Origin of the sequence: Embleya sp. NPDC020630, assembly GCF_044334985.1 — a bacterium.
Classification (GTDB): domain Bacteria; phylum Actinomycetota; class Actinomycetes; order Streptomycetales; family Streptomycetaceae; genus Embleya.
Window position 1 is genome coordinate 41,639 of sequence record NZ_JBIRUB010000024.1, and the last position, 22,309, is coordinate 63,947.

1 protein-coding gene is annotated in these 22,309 nt (G+C 74.2%); it reads right to left on the bottom strand.

The features are described from left to right. Positions 1 to 27 precede the first annotated feature (27 nt). Positions 28 to 22,284: an SDR family NAD(P)-dependent oxidoreductase gene (locus ACH4XV_RS41715; protein WP_395798705.1), complete on the bottom strand. Its 22,257-nt coding sequence runs from the start codon at positions 22,282 to 22,284 to the stop codon at positions 28 to 30. Between the last annotated feature and the right edge of the window lie 25 nt (positions 22,285 to 22,309).

Below are 22,309 nucleotides of genomic sequence, written 5' to 3' on the forward strand. Positions count from 1 at the left end.
TCGGTCCTCGATCCCGCCGTCGTCGAATCAGTGCTCGATCCCGCCGTCGATGAAGTCGAACAACTCCTCGTCCGTGGCCGCGTCGAACCCATGGCCGCCGGCCGCGTCGCCATTCGCGCCGAACTCGCGGCCGGCGAGCGGGCCTTCCGGGCCGCCGATCAAATCCCGCAACCGCTCTGCCGCCCGGGCCCGGTCCGCGTCGTCGAGTTGCGCGAGCATCGCCTCGACCCGGTCGATCTCGCCGAGCACCGAGTCCCACGAGACCCCGTGCTCGCGCCGCAGCAGGCCGTGCAGGTGCCGGCCCAGGGCCGCCGCGTTGGGGTGGCTGAAGATCAGCGTGGCCGGCAGCGTCAGACCCAGCGCGGCGCGCAGTCGGTTGCGCATCTCCAGGGCGGTCAGCGAGTCGAAGCCGAGATCCTTGAACGCCGCTCCAGTCTCGATCGCGGTCGGATCGGCATGGCCGAGGATCGCGGCGGCGCAACCGCGGACCAGGTCGACCAGGGCGCTTTCCCGCTCGTCGTCCGGCAGGTCGAGCAGTCGCCCGATCAGCGCGGATGCCGTCTCGACGGCGGCGCCGACGCGGTGGTTCGGGTCGACCACCAGCGTGGTCAACAGCGCCGGTAGCGCGCCCGGTTCGGCCCGGCGCAGCGCCGAGATGTCCGGCGCGAGCGGGATCAGGGCCGGTTCGGGCAGGCCGAGGGCCCGGTCGAACAGGGCCGTGGCCTGCTCGGTGGGCAGCGGCAGCAACCCGGCGGCCGGTTCGTCCCCCGGTGCCCAGGCCAGCGCGAGCGCGGGCAGCCCGGCGGCGTGCCGGTGCCGGGCCAGGGCGTCCAGGAAGGCGTCGCCGGCCGCGTGTTCGCCGCGCCCGGGGTCGGCGAGTACGCCGTCCAGGGCGGTGCAGAGCACGAAGGCGGACAGGTCTGCGTCGCGGGTGAGTTCGTGCAGGTGTACGGCCGCGTCCACCCGGGCCCGCAGCACGTCGTCGGGGTCCGACCCGCCGAGTCCGGCGGCGTGCACCACGGCGGTCAGCGGGCTGTGCTCGGGGATCGTGGCCAGCAGCTTCGCCAGTTCGGCGCGGTCTGTCACATCGCAGGCGACCACGTCGATCTCCGCTCCCTGCGCGGCCAGTTCCCGGGCAAGCGGCGTTCCGGCGGCGGGGCCGCCGGCCAGGATCAGCCGGCGCACTCCGTGGGCGGTCACCAGGTGCCGGGCCAGCAGCGTGCCGACCGTGTCGGTGCCGTCGGTCGTGTCGGTCGCGTCAGTGACCAATACCGTGCCCTCGGTCGGGAAGCCCGCCGTGCCGGTCTCGCCCGCCGGTACCCGGGCCAGCCGCGGCAGCAGTACCGTGCCCGCGCGGATCACGAACTCGGCGCGACCGGCGGATGCTTCGGCCAGCAGCACCGGCCAGGACCCGTCCTCCCCGTCCACATCGGCGAGCACGAACCGCTCGGGGTCCACCGCCCGGGCCGCCCGGACCACGCCCCACACCGCGGCCGCGCCCGGATCGGCGACCCGGCCCTCGGGCCGCGCCGACACCGCGTCGTGGGTCACCACGACCAGGCGCGAGGCCGCCAGACGTGGTTCGGCCCGCCACTGCCGCACGGTCTCGCGCACCGCCCGGATCGTGGCCCGGATCGCCTCCGGATCGAGGCCGCCGGCCGGGTCGATCCGCACGGGCAGCGCGACCAGATCCGGAACCGGGACGCCGACCTCGACGGCCGCGATCAGTTCGGCGGCGGTCGCATAGGCCGGCACCCCGTCCCAGGCCCGCGCGCCGAGCACGGCCCAGCGACCTCCTGCCGCCGCCGTGTCGGTCGGCTCGACCCGGGCCCACTCCCAGCGGGTCAACCACGGTCGGGCCCGCCCGGCCGCCCGAACCTGCCCGGCGGTCCAGGGTCGCAGCGTCACCGACTCGATCCGGGCCAGGGATCGGCCCGTCTCGTCGGCCAGTTCGACCTCGACGCCGTCCCCGTCGACGGCCCGCAGCCGAATCCGGCCGGCGGTACCGGTATCGCCGTCCAGCGTCACCCCGCGCCAGGCGCCGGCCAGCCGCACCTCGGTCGGTGCGCCGCCGGGTTCCGCGCCGGGGGCAAGCCCGTGCAGGGCCGCGTCGAGCAGGGCCGGGTGCAGGCCGAAGCGGGCGGTGCCGCGTTCGGCGTCGGCGGTGCGCGCGACCTCGGCGAACAGGTCGTCGCCGCGCCGCCACGCGGCCCGCAGTCCGGCGAGCGTGGGGCCGTAGCCCAGGCCCAGTTCGGCCAATCGGCGATATACGTCCGCCACGTCCAGCGGCGTCGCCCCGATCGGCGGCCACGGCCCGGACTCCTGCCGCGGCCGGTGGGCACCGGGGGCCACCGTGCCCGAGGCGTGTCGGGTCCACGGCTCGGCGGCGGGCGCGTCCTCGGGCCGGGAGTGTATGGTCAGCGCCCGCGTGCCCGCGTCGTCCGGTGCCTCGACGGTGACCTGGATTCGCACCCCGTCCGCGTCCGGCAACACCAGCGGCTCGTGCAGGGCCAACTCCTCGACCACCGCACAGCCGAGGGCGCCGCCCGCGCGCAGCGCCAGGTCCACGAACACCGTACCCGGGACCAGGACTTCGCCGAGCACGAGGTGGTCGGCGAGCCAACCGTGTGTGGTGGTGTCCAGGCGCCCGGTGAACACGGTCGCCGAGCCGTCGGCCAGGTCTACCCCGGCGCCCAGGATCGGGTGCTCCACCGCGAACTGCCCCCAGCCGACACCCCCTCGGGCCGGGCCGACGGGCTCCACCCAGTGCCGCCGACGCTGGAAGGCGTACGTGGGCAGAGCGACGCGCCGCCCCGGCAGCATCCCGGCCCAGTCCACCGCGCCGCCGTGCACGAACATCGCGGAGAGCGCGGCGAGCAGCCGATCGGCGCCGCCGTCCGCGCGGCGCAGCGTCTCCAGGGTGGCGCCGTGCACGCCGAGCGAGTCCAGGGTGTCGCCGAGCGGCACCACCAGGCCGGGGTGCGAGCTGCATTCGACGAACACGGTGTGTCCGTCGGCCGCCGCCGCGCCGATCGCCTCCTCGAACCGCACCGTGCGCCGCATGTTCTCGAACCAGTAGTCGATGTCGAGCAGCGCGTCGTCGGCGAGTCGGCCGCCGGTGACCGTGGAGTACATCGGCACCCGCCCGGGGGTGGGTTCGATGCCCGCGAGCAGGCGTTCCAGGTCGCCGCGTACGGCGTCCATCTGCGGCGAGTGCGAGGAGTACGCCGCCGGGATCCAGCGCGCCCGTACACCCTCGCGCTCGCAGTCCGCCACGATCAGGGCCAAGGCGTCGGTGTCGCCGGACAGCACGGTGTTGGTCGGGCTGTTGATCCCGCCCACGTTGACCAGGTCGCCGGTGCCGGTACGGGTGATCAAGTCCTCGGCCCGCACGGCGGATACCGCGACCGCCACCATCGCGCCGCGGATCATGTCGGCGGCCTGCACCGCGCGGATCCGCAGCGCGGCGATCCGGGCGGCGTCCGGCAGGGTCAGGTGGCCGGCGATATAGGCGGCGGCGATCTCGCCCTGCGAGTGCCCGATCACCGCGGCCGGTCGCACCCCGCACGACTCCCACCAGCGGGCCAGGCCCACCATCACCGCGAACAGCACGGGTTGCACCACCTCGACCCGGCGCAGCAGTTCGGCCGTCTCCTCGTCGGTGCCGCGCAGCACGTCGAGCAGCGCCCAGCCCGGCAGCAGCGGGTCCATCACCTCGGCGCACCGCGTGACGGTCTCCGCGAAGACCGGGCAGCACGTCAGCAACTCCGCCGCCATGCCCACCCATTGCGATCCCTGGCCGGGGAAGACGAACACCGGTCCGGGGCCGATCGCCGTCGGCGTCTCGCCCGTTGCCGGCGAATCAGCCAACTCGCCCAGCGCCGCGCTTAGTTCAGCGGTGTCCCGACCCCGGACCACCGCCCGCCGCTCGAACACCGCCCGCCCGCGCACCAGCGAGGCGGCCACGTCGGCCGGGGCGAACTCCGGGTGCGCGGCGGCCCAGTCCCGCAGCCGCGCCGCCTGCGCCCGCAACCCGGCCTCGGATCGCGCGGACACCACCCACGGCACGATCCCCCCGGGCGCGGCGACCGGCGCGGCATCGGCCGGCGCGGCCTCGACCGCGACCTCCGTCGGCGCCTGCTCGATGATCACGTGCGCGTTGGTCCCGCTCACCCCGAACGAGGAGATCCCGGCCCGGCGCACCCGCTCCCCCGCCGGCCACGCCACCGGCTCGGTGAGCAGCCGCACCTGTCCCGACGCCCAGTCGACATGCGGCGTGGGCGCGTCCACGTGCAACGTCGGCGGCAACGTCCCGTGCCGCAGCGCGAGCACCATCTTGATCACCCCGGCGACCCCCGCCGCGGACTGGGTGTGCCCGATGTTGGACTTGACCGACCCCAGCCACAGCGGCCGTTCCGCCGGCCGGTCCTGACCGTAGGTCGCCAGCAGCGCCTGCGCCTCGATCGGGTCGCCGAGCGTGGTCCCGGTGCCGTGTGCCTCGACCGCGTCGACGTCCGTCGCGGCCAGGCCCGCGTTGCGCAACGCCTGCCGGATCACCCGCTGTTGCGAGGGGCCGTTGGGCGCGGTCAGCCCGTTCGAGGCGCCGTCCTGGTTGACCGCCGAGCCGCGCACCACGGCCAGTACCGGATGCCCGCGCCGGCGCGCGTCGGACAAGCGCTCGACCAGCACCAGGCCGACGCCCTCGCCCCAACCGGTGCCGTTGGCCGCCGCCGCGAACGGCTTGCAGCGCCCGTCCGCGGCCAGTCCGCGCTGCCGGCTGAACTCGATGAACGCCTGCGGCGACGTCAACACCGCCACCCCGCCCGCAAGCGCGAGATCGCACTCGCCCGCACGGAGCGCGTTCGCCGCCAGGTGCAGTGCGACCAGGGACGACGAGCACGCGGTGTCCACGGTCACCGCCGGCCCCTCCAGGCCCAGGACGTAGGAGACCCGGCCGGAGATCACGCTGGTTGCGGTCCCCGTCAGCAGGTAGCCCTCCTGGCCCTCGGCCATCGCCTGCGAAGTGCCGTGGTAGTCCTGCGCCATGGCCCCGACGAACACCCCGGTACTGCTGCCGCGCAGCGTGGTGGGGTCGATGCCGGCCTGCTCGAACGTTTCCCACGCGGTCTCCAACAGCAGCCGCTGCTGCGGGTCCATCGAGGTCGCCTCGCGGGGCGAGATCCCGAAGAACTCGGCGTCGAAGTGCACCGCGTCGGCGACGAATCCGCCCTCGCGCACATACGACTTGCCCGCCCGGTCGGGGTCCGGGTCGAAGAGTGTGTCCAACTCCCAACCCCGGTCTCGGGGGAAGGGCCCGATGGTGTCGGTGCCCTCGGCGAGCATCCGCCACATCTCGTCCTGTCCGGCCACCCCGCCCGGGTAGCGGCAGCCGACGCTCACGATCACGATCGGGTCGTCGTCGGTGTGTGCGGCGGGTCGCTCGGGCTCGGCGACCACCGGTGCGACGCCCAGGAGTTCGGCGCCGACGTGGTCGGCGAGGGCCTGCGGGGTCGGGTGGTCGAAGACCAGGGTGACGGGCAGCCGCAGGCCGGTCGCCGCGCCGATGCGGTTGCGCAGTTCGACCGAGGTGAGCGAGTCGAAGCCGAGTGCCTTGAACGGGCGCAGCGGGGCGACCGCGTCCGGGGTGGCGTGGCCCAGGACGGCGGCGGTCTCGGTGCGGACCAGGGTCAGCAGCGTCTGCCGGCGCCGTTCCTCGGGCAGCCGGGCCAGCCGCTCGGCCAGGGACGCGGCGTCGGGCGCGGTGTCGGCGGCGGCGCGGCGTCCGCGCGGGCGGACCAGGTCGCGCAGCAGCGCGGGTACGGTCGGGGCGGCGGTGCGCAGCGTGTCCGGGTCCAGGCGGGCGGGCACGATCGTGGGTCGGTCGGCCGCGCGGAGCGCGTCGTACAGGGTGAGTGCGTGGGCGGTCTCCAGCGCGGCGACGCCGGTGCGGGCGATGCGCTCCAGGTCTTCGACGCCCAGGTGTCCGGTCATCCCGCTGGCCTGCGCCCACAGGCCCCAGGCGGCCGAGGTCGCGGCCAGGCCGCGGGCCCGGCGGTGCTGGGCGAGTGCGTCCAGGAAGGCGTTCGCGGCGGCGTAGTTGGCCTGTCCGGCGCCGCCGAAGGTGCCGGCCATCGAGGAGAACAGCACGAACTCGGTCAGGTCGAGGTCGCGGGTCAACTCGTGCAGGTTCCAGGCGGCGTGCAGTTTCGGACGCAGCACCCGGTCCAGCCGCTCGGGGGTGAGCGCGGTCAGCGCCGCGTCGTCGATCACGCCGGCGGCGTGGATCACCGAGGTGAGCGGATGTTCGGCCGGGATGTCGGCGAGCAGCGCGGCGAGCGCCGCACGGTCGGCGGCGTCGCAGGCCGCGATGGTCACCCGGGCGCCGAGCGCGGTCAGTTCGGCGGACAACTCGGCCGCGCCGTCGGCGGCCGGGCCGCGCCGGCCGATCAGGAGCAGGTGTCGCACCCCGGCGGTGCGGACGAGGTGGCGGGCGAGCAGGCCGCCGAGGGTACCGGTGCCGCCGGTGATCAGGACCGTGCCCTCCGGGTCGGGGGCGGCGCCGAGGGTGGGCGGCAGGGTCAGCACGATCTTGCCGGTGTGCCGGGCCTGGCTCAGGTGCCGGAAGGCGCCGACCGCGCCGCGCACGTCCCACGTGGTCACGGGCAGCGGGTGCAGCACGCCGGTCTCGAAGAGCCGGTACAGGTCGGCCAGCATCTCCCGGATGCGCTCGGCCCCCGCGTCCATCAGGTCGAACGCCCGGTAGTCGCGGCCCGGATGGGCGGCGAGCACCTCGTCCCGGTCCCGGATGTCGGTCTTGCCCATCTCCAGGAATCGTCCGCCGGGCGCGAGCAACCGCAGTGAGGCGTCCACGAATTCGTGCGCGAGCGAGTTGAGCACCACGTCGACCTCGCCGAACCGGTGTACGAAGTCGAGATCGCGCGAGGACGCCAGATGCGCGTCGTCCACGCCCTGGCCGCGCAGGGTGGCCCACTTGCCGGGCGAGGCGGTGCCGAACACCTCCACGTCCCAGTGCCGGGCCAGTTGCACGGCCGCCATGCCCACTCCGCCGGTGGCGGCGTGGACGAGCAGCGATTCGCCGGCGCGCAGCCCGCCGAGATCGGCCAAGCCGTAGTAGGCGGTCAGGAACACCACCGGGACGGCCGCGGCCTGGGCGTAGGTCCAGCCGGTGGGGATCGGCGCGAGCAGCCGGTGATCGGCGACGGTGATCGGTCCGGTGCCGCCGCCGAACAGGCCCATCACCCGGTCGCCCGGCGCGAGTTCGGCTACGTCCGGGCCGACTTCCACGACGATCCCGGCGCCCTCGCCGCCGGGCGGGCGGGTGTCGGCGACCATGCCGAGGGCGACCACGACGTCGCGGAAGTTCAGCCCGGCGGCGCGGACGGCGATCCGGACCTGTCCGGGCGCGAGCGGGGCCGCCGCGTCGGCGTTCGGGAGCAGCGCGAGCCGGTCCAGGGTGCCGCCGCCGAGCAGGTCCAGCCGCCAGGCCGGGGTGCCGGGGGGCGGGCTCAGGCGCGGTTCGGTCCCGGTGCGGATCAGTCGGGGCACGGACACGGTGCCCGTTCGGATGGCCAGGTGCGGTTCGCCGACGTCGGCGACGGCGGCGCGCAGCGCGGCGAAGGAGTCGGCGTGGTCGTCCAGGTCGACCAGCACGATCCGGCCCGGGTGTTCGGTCTGCGCGGAGCGGACCAGGCCCACGATCGGCGCGGCGACCAGATCGGACACGTCCTCGCCGTGGTGCCCGGGTACCGCGCCCCGGGTCAGCACGACCAGGGTGCATGCGGTGAGGCGTGGGTCGGTCAGCGCACGCCGGAGCAGGTCGAGTACGCGGTGGGCGGCGGCCCGGGCGGCTTCGGGGACGTCGTCCCCGGCCCGGCCGGCGCAGGTGATCAGCAGTACGTCGGCGGGGTCGGGCTCGCCGTCCGCGTGCACCTCGGCGCCGGCGGCGCGCAGCCCGGCCACCGCCGCCAGGTCGTCCGGGCCGAGCAGCGACCAGCGGGCGGTGGTGGGTTCGGTGGGAGTGGGCAGCGGGGTCCAGTGCACGTGGTGGAGGTCGCGGTGGGCCGGGTCGGCGGCGGGCGCGAGTCGGTCGGCGGTCGCGGGGCGGCCGACCAGGGCGCCGACGGTGGCGACCAAGGCGCCGGTGTGGTCGGTGAGTTCGAGGCCGACGGTGTCCGGGCCGAGGCGTTCCAGGCGGACTCGGAGGGCGGCGGCGCCGACCGCGTGCAGGCGTACATCGGTCCAGGCGAAGGGTAGGCCGATGGCGCCGTCGCCGCCGTCGCGGCCGGCTGTACCGCCCGCCGCGTGCAGTGCGGCGTCCAGCAGGGCCGGGTGGAGCGCGAAGTCCCGTGCGCCGTGCGCCTCGTCGCCCGGCGCGACCTCGGCCAGGACCGTATCGCCCAGGCGCCACGCGGCCCGCACCGCGCGGAAGGCCGGTCCGTACCGGTAGCCCTGCCCGGCCAGCCGCTCGTACAGCCCGTCCACGTCCAGCGCGACGGCCCCGGCGGGCGGCCACGCGTCATCGGTCACCACCACGACTCCGGGCCCGTCCGCCACCGGTGCCAGTACCCCGCTCGCGTGCCGCGTCCACGCCTGCCCGGCGGGCGCGTCGTCGGGACGGGAGTGGATGGTCAGCGCCCGCCGGCCCTGCTCGTCCGGCTCGTCCAGCAAGACTTGCAGGTGTACGGCGCCGGTGTCGGTCAGCCGCAGTGGGGCCTCGACGGTCAGTTCCTCGATCAGGTCGCAGTCGGCCCGATCGCCCGCCTGGAGGGCGAGTTCGACGAACGCGGTGCCCGGGAGCAGCACCGTGTCCAGGATCGTGTGGTCGGCGAGCCAGGGGTGGGTGCGCAGCGAGATGCGGCCGGTGAGGATGTGCCGGTCGCCCTCGGCGGGTGCCACGGCCGCGCCCAACAGGGGATGTGCCGCCGGGTGCAGGCCGAGGCCGGCCGCGTCGGTGGGCGTGTTGCCCGCCTCCAGCCAGTAGCGCTCGCGTTGGAACGCGTAGGTGGGCAGCTCGACCGGCCGGGGTCGGTGTCCGGCGTGGGTCGCGGACCAGTCCACCGGGACGCCGCGCACGTGCAGGCCGGCCGCGGCGGTGAGGAAACGGGCGAGGGTGTCGGTGTCGCGCTGAAGGCTGCCCACGACTGTCACGTCCGTACCGGCACGCTGGGCACTGTCCTCGACGGCGGGCGCCAGCACCGGATGCGGGCTTGTCTCGACGAACACCGTGTGACCGTCCCGCAGGAGCGCATCGGTGGCCCGGTCGAAGGCGACGGTGGCGCGTAGGTTCCGGTACCAGTACTCGGCGTCGAGCGCGGTGCCCTCGACGGGTTCGCCGGTGACCGAGGAGTAGAAGACCGCGTCGGTGGTCGGCGTGGGCACGATCTCGACGAGGGCGGCGAGCAGTTCCTCGCGGACCTGCTCGACCTGGGCGGAGTGCGAGGCGTAGTCGACCGGGAGCACCCGGGCGCGGATCCCGTCCGCCTCGCAGCGGGCGCGCAGTTCGGCGAGCGCGTCGGCCGTGCCGGATATCACCACGGCGGCGGGGCCGTTGACGGCGGCGATGCCGAGCCGGTCCGCGAATCCGTCGAGCAATCGGGCGATCTGCTCCGGGCCGGCCGCGACGGACATCATCCCGCCGCCGCCGGACAACCCGCGCAGGGCGCGGCTGCGCAGTGCGACGATCCGGGCCGCGTCGTCGAGGGTGAGCGCGCCCGCGATGTGGGCGGCGGCGATCTCGCCCTGCGAGTGGCCGACCACCGAGGCCGGCCGTACGCCCAGCGAGCGCCACAGTTCGGCGAGCGCGACCATCACCGCGAACAACACCGGTTGCACCACGTCGACCCGGTCGAGCGGCGGCGCGTCGGACTCGCCGCGCAGCACGGCGAGCAACGACCAGTCGGTGTGCGGCGCGAGCGCCGCGTCGCAGTCGCGGATCCGGGCGGCGAAGACCGGCGACTCGGTGAGCAGTCGGGCGCCCATGCCGGGCCACTGCGAGCCCTGGCCGCCGAACACGAGGGCGATCCGGCCGGGTTCGCCGGCCACGCCCACCGGTACAGCGGCGTCGGGCCGGTCGGCGATCAGCGCGTCCAGCCCGGCCCGCAGGCCCGCCGCGTCCTCGGCGACCACCACGGCGCGGTGTTCGAACCGGGATCGGCCGCCGACGAGCGCGTGCGCGATATCGACCGGTCCGTACTCGGGGTGCGCGTCCAGGTGTGCGCGCAGCCGCTCGGCCTGCCCGCGCAAGGCCGCCGCGCTCGCCCCGGACAGCGGCCAGGCCAGCGCGGCCGGAGGCGCCGACGCGGGGGCCGGTTCGACGGACGCGGTCGGAGCGGGATCGCCCTGTTCCAGGATCACGTGCGCGTTGGTCCCGCTGATCCCGAACGACGACACCCCCGCACGGCGCGGACGCCCGGTCTCCGGCCACGGGGTCGTGGCGGTGAGCAGCGAGACTGCCCCCGCCGACCAGTCCACGTGCGGCGAGGGGGCGTCCACGTGCAGTGTCCCGGGCAGTTCGGCATGCCGCATCGCCATGATCATCTTGATCACGCCGGCCACGCCCGCCGCCGCCTGGGTGTGCCCGAGGTTGGACTTGACCGACCCCAGCCACAGCGGCCGATCCGCCGCCCGGTCCTGCCCGTAGGTAGCCAGCAGGGCGCGGGCCTCGATCGGGTCGCCCAGGGGCGTGCCGGTGCCGTGCGCCTCCACCGCGTCCACGTCGGACGGACGCAACTCGGCGTGCGCGAGCGCGTCGCGGATCACCCGCTCCTGGGCGAGACCGTTGGGCGCGGCCAGGCCGTTGCTGGCTCCGTCCTGGTTGATCGCACTGCCGCGAACCACGGCCAGCACCGGATGGCCCAGCCGGCGCGCGTCCGACAGGCGTTCCACCAGGAGCAGTCCGATGCCCTCGGACCACGAAGTACCGTCGGCGCCGGCCGCGAACGACTTGCATCGCGCGTCCGGGGCCAGGCCGCGCTGCCGGGAGAACTCGACGAAGGTGGCCGGGCTGGACATCACCGTCACCCCGCCCGCCAGCGCCAGATCACACTCACCCTGCCGCAGTGCGTTGGCCGCCAGGTGCAGTGCGACCAGGGACGACGAGCACGCGGTGTCCACGGTCACCGCGGGTCCCTCCAGGCCCAGTGTGTAGGCCACCCGCCCGGACGCGATGCTGCCCGCGCTACCGTTGCCGAGATAGCCGTCCACGCCCTCCGGGGCGCTGCTCAGCCGCGACGCGTAGTCCGCGTACATCAGGCCCGCGTACACCCCGGTACGACTGCCGCGCAGCGAGCGGGGATCCAGGCCGGCCCGCTCGATCGCCTCCCAGGACGCCTCCAGGAGCAGCCGCTGCTGCGGGTCCATGGCCAGCGCCTCGCGCGGCGAGATGCCGAAGAACTCCGGGTCGAACTCGGGTGCGTCGTAGAGGAACCCGCCCTCGCGGACATACGAGGTTCCGGGGTGTTCGGGGTCGGGATGGAACAGCTCGGCCAGGTCCCAGCCCCGGTTCTGCGGGAACTCCGAAATGGCGTCGGTGTGTTCCGACACCAGCCGCCACAGGTCCTCGGGGCTCGCGACGCCGCCGGGGAAGCGGCAGCTGATCGCCACCACCGCGACCGGCTCGTCGGACACCGACCGGGCCACACCCGCCGCCCGCCCGGGTGTCGGCGCGTCGAGCAGTCGCGCACGCAGGTGTACGCCCACGGCACGCGCGCAGGGATGGTCGAACAACATCGTGGCGGGCAGGCGCAGTCCGACCGCCGTGCTCAGCCGGGTGCGCAGTTCCAACGCCGCCAGCGAGTCCAGGCCCAGTTCGCCGAACGCGCGGTCCGGGTCGATCGTGCGCGCGTCGGCGTGGCCGAGCACACCGGCCGCGTGGGTGCGGACCAGGTCGACCAACAGCCGGTCCTGCTCGGCCTCGGGCAGCGCGGCCAATCGGCGCACCAGCGAGCGGGCGGTGTCCGAGGTGCGGGCCGGCGCGCGCCGGGCCCGGGTCGGCACCAGCCCGCGCAACACGGGCGCCACCCGCTCCTGCGGACCGCGCAGGATCGCCGGGTCGAGGCGCAGCGGCGTCAGCACCGCCTCGGGCCGCCCCGCCGCCGCGTCCAGCAGCGCGAGGCCCTGCTCGACGGACAATGCCCGTACACCCGCACCGGCCGCCCGGCGCCGGTCCGTCGCGCTCATCGTCTCGGTCAGCGCGCTGCGTTCGGCCCACAACCCCCACTGCAACGACACGGCGGGTCGGCCGAGCGCCCGGCGCCGGCGGGCCAGCGCGTCGAGGGCGACATTGGCCGCCGCGTAGTTGGCCTGTCCGGGGTTGCCGACCAGACCGGCGGCCGAGGAGAACAGGACGAACGCCGACAGGTCGGCGTCGGCGGTGAGTTCGTCCAGGTGCAGCGCCGCGTCGACCTTGGGGCGCAACACCGCCGCCAGCCGCTCGGGGGTCAACGCCCCGACCAGCCCGTCGTCGGTCACCCCGGCCAGGTGCACCACGCCGGTCAGCGGGTGGGCGGCCGGGATGGCGGCCAACACGTCGGCCAGTACGTCCCGTTCGGCCGCGTCACCGGCCGCGAAGATGACGTGCGCGCCTGCCTCGATCAGTTCGGCCCACAGCTCGGCAGCCTCGGGGGCTTCGTCGCCGCGACGGGAGAGCAGGAGGAGGCGGCGCACCCCGTGTACGCGCACCAGGTGCCGGGCCACCTGCCGGCCCAGGGCTCCGGTGCCGCCGGTGATCAGGACGGTGCCGTCGGCGGCGAAGCCGAAGTCGGCCTTCGGCGCCACGGCCGCTCGGCGCAGGCGCGGGACCAGGATCCGCCCGGCCCGCACGGCCACCTCGGGCTCGACCGCCACGGCGGCGATGGCCTCGGGCGAGAGCTCGTCGAGGTCGTCGGCGTCGACGAGCGCGAACCGCTCGGAGTGTTCGGAGCAGGCGCTACGAAGCAGGCCATGGGCCGCGGCGGCGGCCGGGTCCGGCGCGTCGCCTTGCAAGGCGGCGACCGCCCGGCGAGTGCGCACGATCAGACGGGCCGACTCGAAGCGCTCGTCGGCGAGCCAGGATCGGGCCAGGTCGAGCGCTCGGGCGGCGGCCTGGTGTACGGCTTCTACGGAGTCGGCTGGGGTGGCCAGGTCGTACAGGACCGTCTCGGGGAGCGCCGACTCGGCCAGGGCGACCAGGTCAAAGTGGTGCGCGGCGCCGAATCGGACGGCTGTCGAAGCGAGTTCGGGACCACCCACCACGGCATCGAGCGTTACCCCCGTGTCCTCCACCGACGCCGGCGTCCACTCCGGCTCGAACAACTCGCCCGCGTTCGGGTCGGGTTGCGACAGTCGGTCCCGCGAGGGTTCGCGCACCGCCAGGGCCTCGACCGAGACCACCGGTCGGCCCGTCTCGTCCGTGGCCGTCACCGCGATGGTGTCGGACCCGGTGGGACGCAGCCGAACCCGCAAGGTGCGCGCCCCGGATGTGTGCAGCGCCACCCCGCGCCAGGAGAACGGCAGCCGCAGGCGCGGCGCCTCCGCGTCGAGCAGGCTCAGGCCCAGCGGGTGCAACGCGGCGTCGAACAGCGCGGGGTGCAGCTCGAACCGGCCGTCGGCGGCCGGGTCGTCGGCCGCGAGCACGATCTCCGCGAACACCTCGTCACCATGGCGCCAGGCCGCCTGTACGCCCTGGAACGAGGGTCCGTAGTCGACGCCGGTCTCGGCGAACCAGGGATACAGCTCCGCCGTGTCCATCGCGGTCGCGTCGGCGGGCGGCCAACTCGCCGCATCCGAGGAAGTCTCCACCTCACCCGATGGAGCCAGCGTCCCGGCGGCATGCAGCGTCCAAGGCGCCTCCTCCGCCGCGTCCGGGCGGGCATGCACCGTAATCGTGCGCGTTCCGCTCTCCTCCGGTACACCGACCCGGACCTGGACTTGCACACCGCCCGTCGACGGCAGCGCCAGCGGCGCCGACAGAATCAGCTCGTCGACCCGAGCGCAGTCCACGAGACGGCCGACGTGAAGGGCCAGTTCCAGGAATGCCGTGCCCGGCAGCAATACCGAGCCCAAGACGGCGTGTTCGGCCAACCACGGATGGGTGTCCAGAGCCAACCGGCCGGTGAACAGGACGCCCTGGTCGTCCGCCAGGCCCACGACCGCACCGAGCAGCGGATGGTCCACCACGCCCTGCCCCAACCCGACCGCGTCGCCCGCGTCGACACCGGCGTGCAACCAGAAGCGCCGCCGCTCGAAGGCGTAGGTCGGCAGGTCAGCCCGTCCTCCGGGCCCGGAACCGGTCGACAGCGCGGCCCAGTCCACGTTCGCGCCGTGCACGAACACGCGGGCCAGCGCCTCGACCACGCTCGCCACGGCCGCTCGACCCCGGCGCCGGGCCGGTACGGCCGCCACGTCCTCCGCACCGGCCGTGCCCTCGACCACCATCGCGGTCAGCGCCGCCTCCGGCCCGATCTCCACGAAGGTGCGTACCCCTTCGGCGCACAGCGTGGCGATCGCATCCCCGAAACGCACCGCGCGGCGCACATGCCGCACCCAATACTCGGGATCAGCCAACTCTTCGGCGCGCGCGATCCGCCCGGTGGTGTCCGACACCACCGCGACCTCGGGTGTGCCAAAGGTCAACCCACCCAGCGCCTGCCTGAGTTCGGCCAACATCGGTTCCATCAGCGCCGAGTGGAAGGCGTGCGACACCGGCAGGCGCGAGATCCGCCACCCGCGCACCACGCAGTCCGGTTCGAGCGTGGCCACCGCCTCGGCGGGTCCGGAAACCACCACACTCGCCGGGCCGTTCACCGCCGCGATCGTCACCTCGGCCGGGCACAACGCCGCCACCTCGGCCTCGCCCGCACCGACGGCGAGCATCGCCCCTCCGCTCGGCAGCGCACTCATCAGCCGAGCCCGCGCCGCCACGAGAACCACAGCGTCCGCGAGCGAGAACACGCCCGCCACGTGCGCCGCGACGATCTCGCCGAGCGAATGCCCCACCACGAAGTCGGGCGTCTGCCCCCACGAGGCCCACAGCCGGTACAGCGCCACCTCGAACGCGAACAGCGCCGGCTGGGCCACCCCGGTGTCCTGCGCGTCGGCCTCCGACACCCCTTCGGCACCGAGCACGACGTCGCGCACCGAGAACGGCACCACACCGTCGAAGGCCGCGCACACCTCGTCCAGCGCCGCCGCGAATACCGGGAAAGCCGCGTCGAGTTCGCGGCCGATACCGAGTGTCCGCACCCCCTGGCCCGTGCACAGCACGGCCGTCTTCCCCGGCCCGCGACCCACCGCACCGACCACCGCGCCCTCGGCGCCGGCCGCCACGGCGGACAATCCCTCGGCCAGCTCGGCGAGATCGGCGCCTGAGACCACCGCCCGATGGCCGAACAGCGCCCGTTCGCACACCAACGACCGGGCCACGTGTGCCGGATCGAGATCCGGGCGGTCCCGGACCCAGTCCCGAAGTCGGGCCGCCTGTTCCCGCACCGCTGCCTCGGACCGCGCCGACACCACCCAGGTGTGCCGCCCACCGAGCCCGGACTCGACCGCCACATCGGGCACTTCGGCCACCGGTGGCGGCTCTTCCAGCACCACGTGTGCGTTCGTCCCGCTGATCCCGAAGGACGACACACCCGCCCGGCGCACCCGCTCGCCCGCCGGCCACGCCACCTCGCCCGCCAACACCTCGACCCGACCGGCCGACCAATCCACATGCGGCGTCGGCTCGTCCACATGCAACGTCCGAGGCAACACCCCATGCCGCAGCGCCAACACCATCTTGATCACCCCGGCCACACCCGCCGCCGCCTGGGTGTGCCCGATATTCGACTTCACCGACCCCAGCCACAGCGGCCGATCCGCCGATCGGCCCTGCCCATAGGTGGCCAACAACGCCTGAGCCTCGATCGGATCGCCGAGCGTCGTCCCGGTCCCGTGCGCCTCCACGGCGTCCACATCGGCGGGCGACAGCCCGGCACTGCCCAACGCCTGTCGAATCACCCGTTGTTGGGAGGGACCGTTCGGCGCGGTGAGGCCGTTCGAGGCCCCGTCCTGGTTCACCGCCGAGCCACGCACCACCGCCAGAACCGGATGCCCGTTGCGCCGCGCGTCCGACAACCGCTCCACCAACACCAGCCCGACACCCTCACCCCACCCGGTGCCGTCCGCCGCCGCCGCGAACGACCGGCACCGGCCGTCGGACGACAGGCCGCGCTGCCGGGAGAAGTCGAGGAACACGCTGGGCGTCGACATCACGGTGACGCCACCCGCCAGGGCCAGTTCGCACTCGCCCGAACGCACCGCGTTCACCGCCAGGTGCAGCGCCACCAGGGACGACGAGCACGCGGTGTCCACAGTGACCGCCGGCCCCTCCAGGCCGAACGTGTAGGCCACCCGGCCCGAGGCGACGCTGCCCACATTGCCGTTGCCGATGTAACCCTCCAGCTCGTCCGGCACCTTCCGAAGCCGGCCGCCCGCGTAGTCGTAGTAGATGGCGCCGGCGAAGACCCCGGTCCGACTGCCCCGCAGCGAGGTCGGATCGATGCCCGCCCTCTCGAACGTCTCCCACGCCGTCTCCAGGAGCAACCGCTGCTGCGGATCCATCGCCAACGCCTCACGCGGCGAGATCCCGAAGAGGTCCGGGTCGAAGTCGGCCGCGGTATCCACGAATCCGCCGGTGCGCACATAGGTGCTGCCGGGGCGGTCCGGGTCCGGGTCGAAGATGCGCTCGATGTCCCAGCCACGATCGGTGGGGAAGTCGGTGAGGGTGTCCACCCCACCGGCGACCACGTCCCACAGGTGTTCGGGTGCGGTGATTCCGCCGGGGAACCGGCAGCCCATCCCGACGATCACGATCGGGTCGTCGCCGGCGTCGGAGCCGACCGACGACACCACCTGCGCTCCGGCGGTCGAGCCCACCGGGCCGGCGTCCTCCTCGGCGAGCCGATCACGCAGCCACCGGCCCAGGACCACCGGGCTGGGGTAGTCGAAGACCAACGTGGCGGGCAGCCGCAGGCCGGTCGCCGTGTTCAGCCGATTGCGCAGTTCCAGACCGGTGAGCGAATCGAAGCCCAGGTCGCGGAACGCCCGCGTCTCGTCGATCTCGGTCGCATCGCCGTGGCCGATGACGGCGGCGGCGTGCACGCACACCGCCCGGATCAGCGTCTGCTCCCAGTCGGCCGCCGAGACACCGGCCGGACGACGGCGCAGCACCGCCGCCGAACCCGTCGCCGCAGCCCGCCGGTGGGGTACCCGGGCGAGACCGCGCAGCAGCGTGGGCACCACCGATCCGGCCGTACGCAGCACCGCGAGGTCCATCCGAACCACGGTCGGCGTCGGTTCGGCATGGTTCGTCGCCGCGTCGAACAGGGCCAACCCCTGTTCCGGGGCCAGGGGCAGTACACCCAGGCGCGCCATCCGCTGCCGGTCGGCATCGCCGAGCCCGGCCGTCATCTCGCTGGTCGGCGCCCACCAGCCCCACGCCAACGAGCTGCCCGGCAGGCCCTCACGGCGCCGGCGGCGGGCGAGGGCGTCGAGAAAGGCGTTGGCCGCCGCGTAGTTGCCCTGGCCGGGGTTGCCGAGCACACCCGCCGCAGAGGAGAACAGCACGAACGCGGTCAGGTCCAGGTGTCGAGTCGCCTCGTGCAGGTTCCATGCGGCGTCCACCTTCGGGCGCAACACCGCGTCCAGCCGGTCGGCGCTGAGGGACTGTACAACGCCGTCGTCCACCACACCCGCCGCGTGGATCACGGCCGTCAGCGGGTGTTCGGCGGGGATGCCCGCCAACACCCGCTCCAGCGTGACGCGGTCGGCGGCGTCCCCGGCTACGCAGGTCACCTCGGCGCCGAGCGCGGCGAGTTCCGCGACCAGGTCCGCCGCGCCGGCGGCCGTACCGCCGCGTCGACTGAGCAACAGCAGGTGACGCACGCCGTGGTGGGTGACCAGATGCCGGGCGAGCAGCGTGCCCAGGGTGCCGGTGCCGCCGGTGATCAGGACCGTACCGTCGGGAGCGGGCGCGAAGCCGGCCGATCCGCCGTCCGAAGGGGCTCGAACCAAACTCGGTACCAGAGCCGTTCCGTCGCGCAGGACCAGCTGATCCGCACCGGTCCGCAGGCCCCTGGCGAAGTCCGGGCCGGGGTCGGCGACGGAGTCCGCGTCCACCAGGACGAAGCGCCCCGGGTGTTCGGACTGGGCGGAGCGGACCAGGCCCCAGACGGCCGCCGAGGCGGGACGTACCTGCTCGTCCGCGACCGCAACGGCACCGGAGGTGACGAACACCAGTCGGGAGTCGGCGAATCGCTCGTCGGCAAGCCAGTCCCGAAGCGCCGCCAACACCTGCCGACCGGCCGTGTGCGCCGCCGCCACGGGGTCCGCGTCGTCGACCGACACGGGCAGAACCACCTGAGCCGGTACGTCCGTTCCGGTGTCGATGGCCGCCGTCAGCGCGGCGAGATCGGCCGCACCGTCGCCGCCCGGCACGGTCGCGGCCGGCGCGTCGTCGGCGGCGTCCGGTAGCTCCAACGCGCTCCACGCGAGCGTGAACAGGGAGTCCCGAATCAACGAATCCGGCGTCCGCAACCCGTCTGCCGAGACCGGGCGGATGGTCAGCGACTCGATCGCCACCACTTCCCGGCCGTCCTCGTCCCACGCCCGGACCGACACCTCACCGGAAGCCGAGGGCGACCCGGACCCCGATCCCGACCCCGAGCGCACCAGCCGAACCCGCAACCGTCGCGCCCCGGGAACACCCGCCCGAATGCCGCGCCATACGAACGGCAGCCCGGCCACGATCGGCGTATCGGCACCGGCCGCAACCACCAGCGGATGCAACGCGGCATCGAGCAGCGCCGGGTGCAGCGCGAACCGGTCCGCATCCGCGTGCCCCTCCTCCGGCAACTCCACCTCGGCGAACAACTCGTCGCCTCGCACCCGGACCGACCGCAGCCCCTGGAACACCGGGCCGTAGTCGAAGCCCGCCACCGCCAGCCGCTCGTAGGCGTCGTCGACCCCGACCACCTCGGCACCGGTCGGCGGCCACGGCCCGGCCTGCGTGTCCTCGGCCGGCTCCTCGCCCGCAGCGACCAGCACCCCCGAGGCATGCCGGGTCCACGGGTGGTCCGGCGGCGCGTCCTCGGCGCGCGAGTGCACGTCGACCGTCCGGGCCCCGTCGCCTCCGTCGTCGCCGTCCGCCGCACCGACCACGACCTGTACCAGGACGCCCGAGGCATCCGGCAGCACGAGTGGCGTGTGCAGGGTCAGTTCCTCGATCGCCGGGTAGCCGACCTCGGCGCCGGCCCGCAGGACCACGTCCAGGAACGCCGTCCCGGGCACGATCACCGTGTCGAGCACGGCGTGGTCGGCCAGCCACGGTTGGGCGGTCGTCGACAGCCGCCCTGTGAACACGGTGCCCGCGTCGCCGGCCAGGTCGACGGCGGCGCCGAGTACCGGATGCGCCACCGCCCGCTGCCCCCAGGCCGCGCCGCCGCCTGCGGGCGATTCGGCCTCGGCCCAATAGCGGCGATGCTGGAAGGCGTACGTGGGCAGGTCGGCCCGCCCCTCGCCCGGAAACAGTGCGGCCCAGTCCACCGGCACACCCGCGGCGAACGCCGCCGAGAGCGCGGCGACCAGCCGATCGGGGCCACCGTCGTCCCGCCGCAACGTCTCCAGGACGGTGCCGTCTTCGACGCCCAACTCCTCGAGGGTGTCCGCGAGCGGCACGACCAGGCCCGGATGCGGGCTGCACTCGACAAAGGCGACGTGTCCGTCGGCAACGGCCGCCCCCACGGCGGTGGTCAGCCGTACCGTCCCGCGCAGGTTCTCGAACCAGTAGCCGGCGCCCAACTCGGCCGGGTCCGTGACGGCTTCCCCGGTCAGCGTCGAGTACATCGGCACCCGACCCGTCTGGGGCGTCGCCTCGGCCGACAAACGCTCGACCTCGTCCCGGACCGCCTCCATGTGCGCGGAATGCGACGCGTAGTCCACCGGGATCCACCGGGCCCGCACGCCCTCGCGCTCACACGAATCGACGACTGCGGCCAGCGCCTCACGGTCTCCGGAAAGCACCACGCTGCGCGGCCCGTTGACCGCCGCGAGCGACAATCCGTGGGTACCGGCGACCAGTTCCTCGGCCCGCTCGACGGGCACCCCCACGGACACCATGCCGCCGCCGGCCGCCGTGATCCCGCGCAGCGCCCGACTGCGGAACACCACGATCCGTACCGCATCCGCCAGCGACAGATAACCCGCCACATGCGCCGCAGCGATCTCCCCCTGCGAATGCCCGATCACCGCACCCGGCTTGACCCCACACGACTCCCACCACCGCGCAAGCCCCACCATCACCGCGAACAACGCCGGCTGAACCACATCAACCCGCTCGGCCAACGCCTCACCACCCGCACCACGCAACACATCCAGCAACGACCAATCCGCCACCAACGGATCCATCACCGCCGCACACTCCGCCACCGCACCCGCGAATACCGGCGAACACTCCAACAACCCGGCCGCCATCCCCACCCACTGCGACCCCTGCCCCGGAAACACGAACACCGGACCGGGTCCCGCGAACATCGGCCGCCCACCGGTGAGTTCACCGCCGTCAGCCACCTCGCCCAGCGCGCCGGCGAGTTCGGCGACATCCCGCCCGCGCACCACGGCGCGCCGTTCCAGGACCGCGCGCCCCGCCGCCAACGACCGGCCCACATCGACCGGATCCGCCTCGGGGCGCTCGGCCAGCCAGTCCCGCAACCGCCCCGCCTGCGCGCGCAACGCCGCCTCGGACCGAGCCGACAACACCCACGGCAGGACACCGCCGATGCCCGTAGGCGGCGGGACCTCCTCGACACCGCCGATGCCCGTAGGCGAGGGCACCTCCACGACACCGTCGTCGCCGTCCGCCGGCGCCTCCTCCAGCACCACGTGCGCGTTCGTCCCGCTCGCCCCGAACGACGAGACACCGGCCCGGCGCGGCCGGTCGGACCTCGGCCACGGCACGGGCTCGGTGAGCAGTTCCACCCGTCCGGCCGACCAGTCGATGTGCGGCGAGGGCGCGTCGACGTGCAGCGTCCTGGGCAGCACACCGTGCCGCAGGGCCAACACCATCTTGATCATCCCGGCCACCCCCGCGGCGGCCTGGGTGTGTCCGATGTTGGACTTGATCGACCCGAGCCTCAGCGGCCGATCCGCGGGCCGATCCTGACCGTAGGTCGCCAACAGCGCGTGCGCCTCGATCGGGTCGCCGAGCGTGGTCCCGGTGCCGTGCGCCTCCACGGCGTCCACGTCACCGGTCACCAGCCCGGCGCTCTGCAGGGCCTGCCGGATCACCCGCTCCTGGGCCGGCCCGTTCGGCGCGGTCAGCCCGTTCGACGCGCCGTCCTGGTTGATCGCCGAACCGCGCAACACGGCCAGTACCGGATGCCCGTTGCGTCGCGCGTCGGAGAGCCGTTCGATCAGGAACAGGCCCGCGCCGTCGGAGAGGATGAACCCGTCGGCCGCCGCCGAGAACGGCTTGCACCGGCCGTCGCGGGCCAGTCCGCGCTGCCGGCTGAAGTTGACGAAGATCTCCGGCGTGCACATCACCGTCGCGCCGCCCGCCAGGGCCAGATCGCATTCCCCCGACCGCAGTGCGTTGCTCGCCAGGTGCAGCGCCACCAGGGACGACGAGCACGCCGTGTCCACGGTCACCGCCGGCCCCTCCAGGCCGAGGATGTACGCCACGCGACCCGCCAGCAGGCTGGCCCCGTTGGCCATGCCGAGCGTGCCGTCCCGGCCCTTGGCCGTCCGGGCCAGCACGGTCGTGTAGTCGAGGCCGTTGATCCCGGTGTAGATACCGGTCCGGCTGTGTCGCAGCGTCGTCGGGTCGATGCCCGCGCGCTCCACCGCCTCCCACGAGGTCTCCAGGAGCAGCCGCTGCTGCGGGTCCATCGCCGCCGCCTCGCGCGGCGAGATGCCGAAGAACTCGGCGTCGAAGTCCGCCACGTCGTAGAGGAATCCGCCCTCGCGGACGTACGACGTGCCCGGCCGGTCGGGATCCGGGTCGTACAGGCCGTCGAGGTCCCAGCCCCGGTCGGTCGGGAACTCGCCGATCGCGTCGCCGCCCTCGGCGACGAACCGCCACAGGTCCTCCGGCGTACGCAGACCACCCGGGAAGCGGCAGGCCATGCCCACGATCGCTATCGGCTCGCGCTGCCGGTCCTCCAACTCGCGTACCCGGCGGTGCGCGTCGCGCGCATCGGTGATGGCCTTCCGCAGGTACGAGCGCAGTTTCTCTTCCGACTCAGCCACGTTGCCTCTACTCCTTGCCGACACG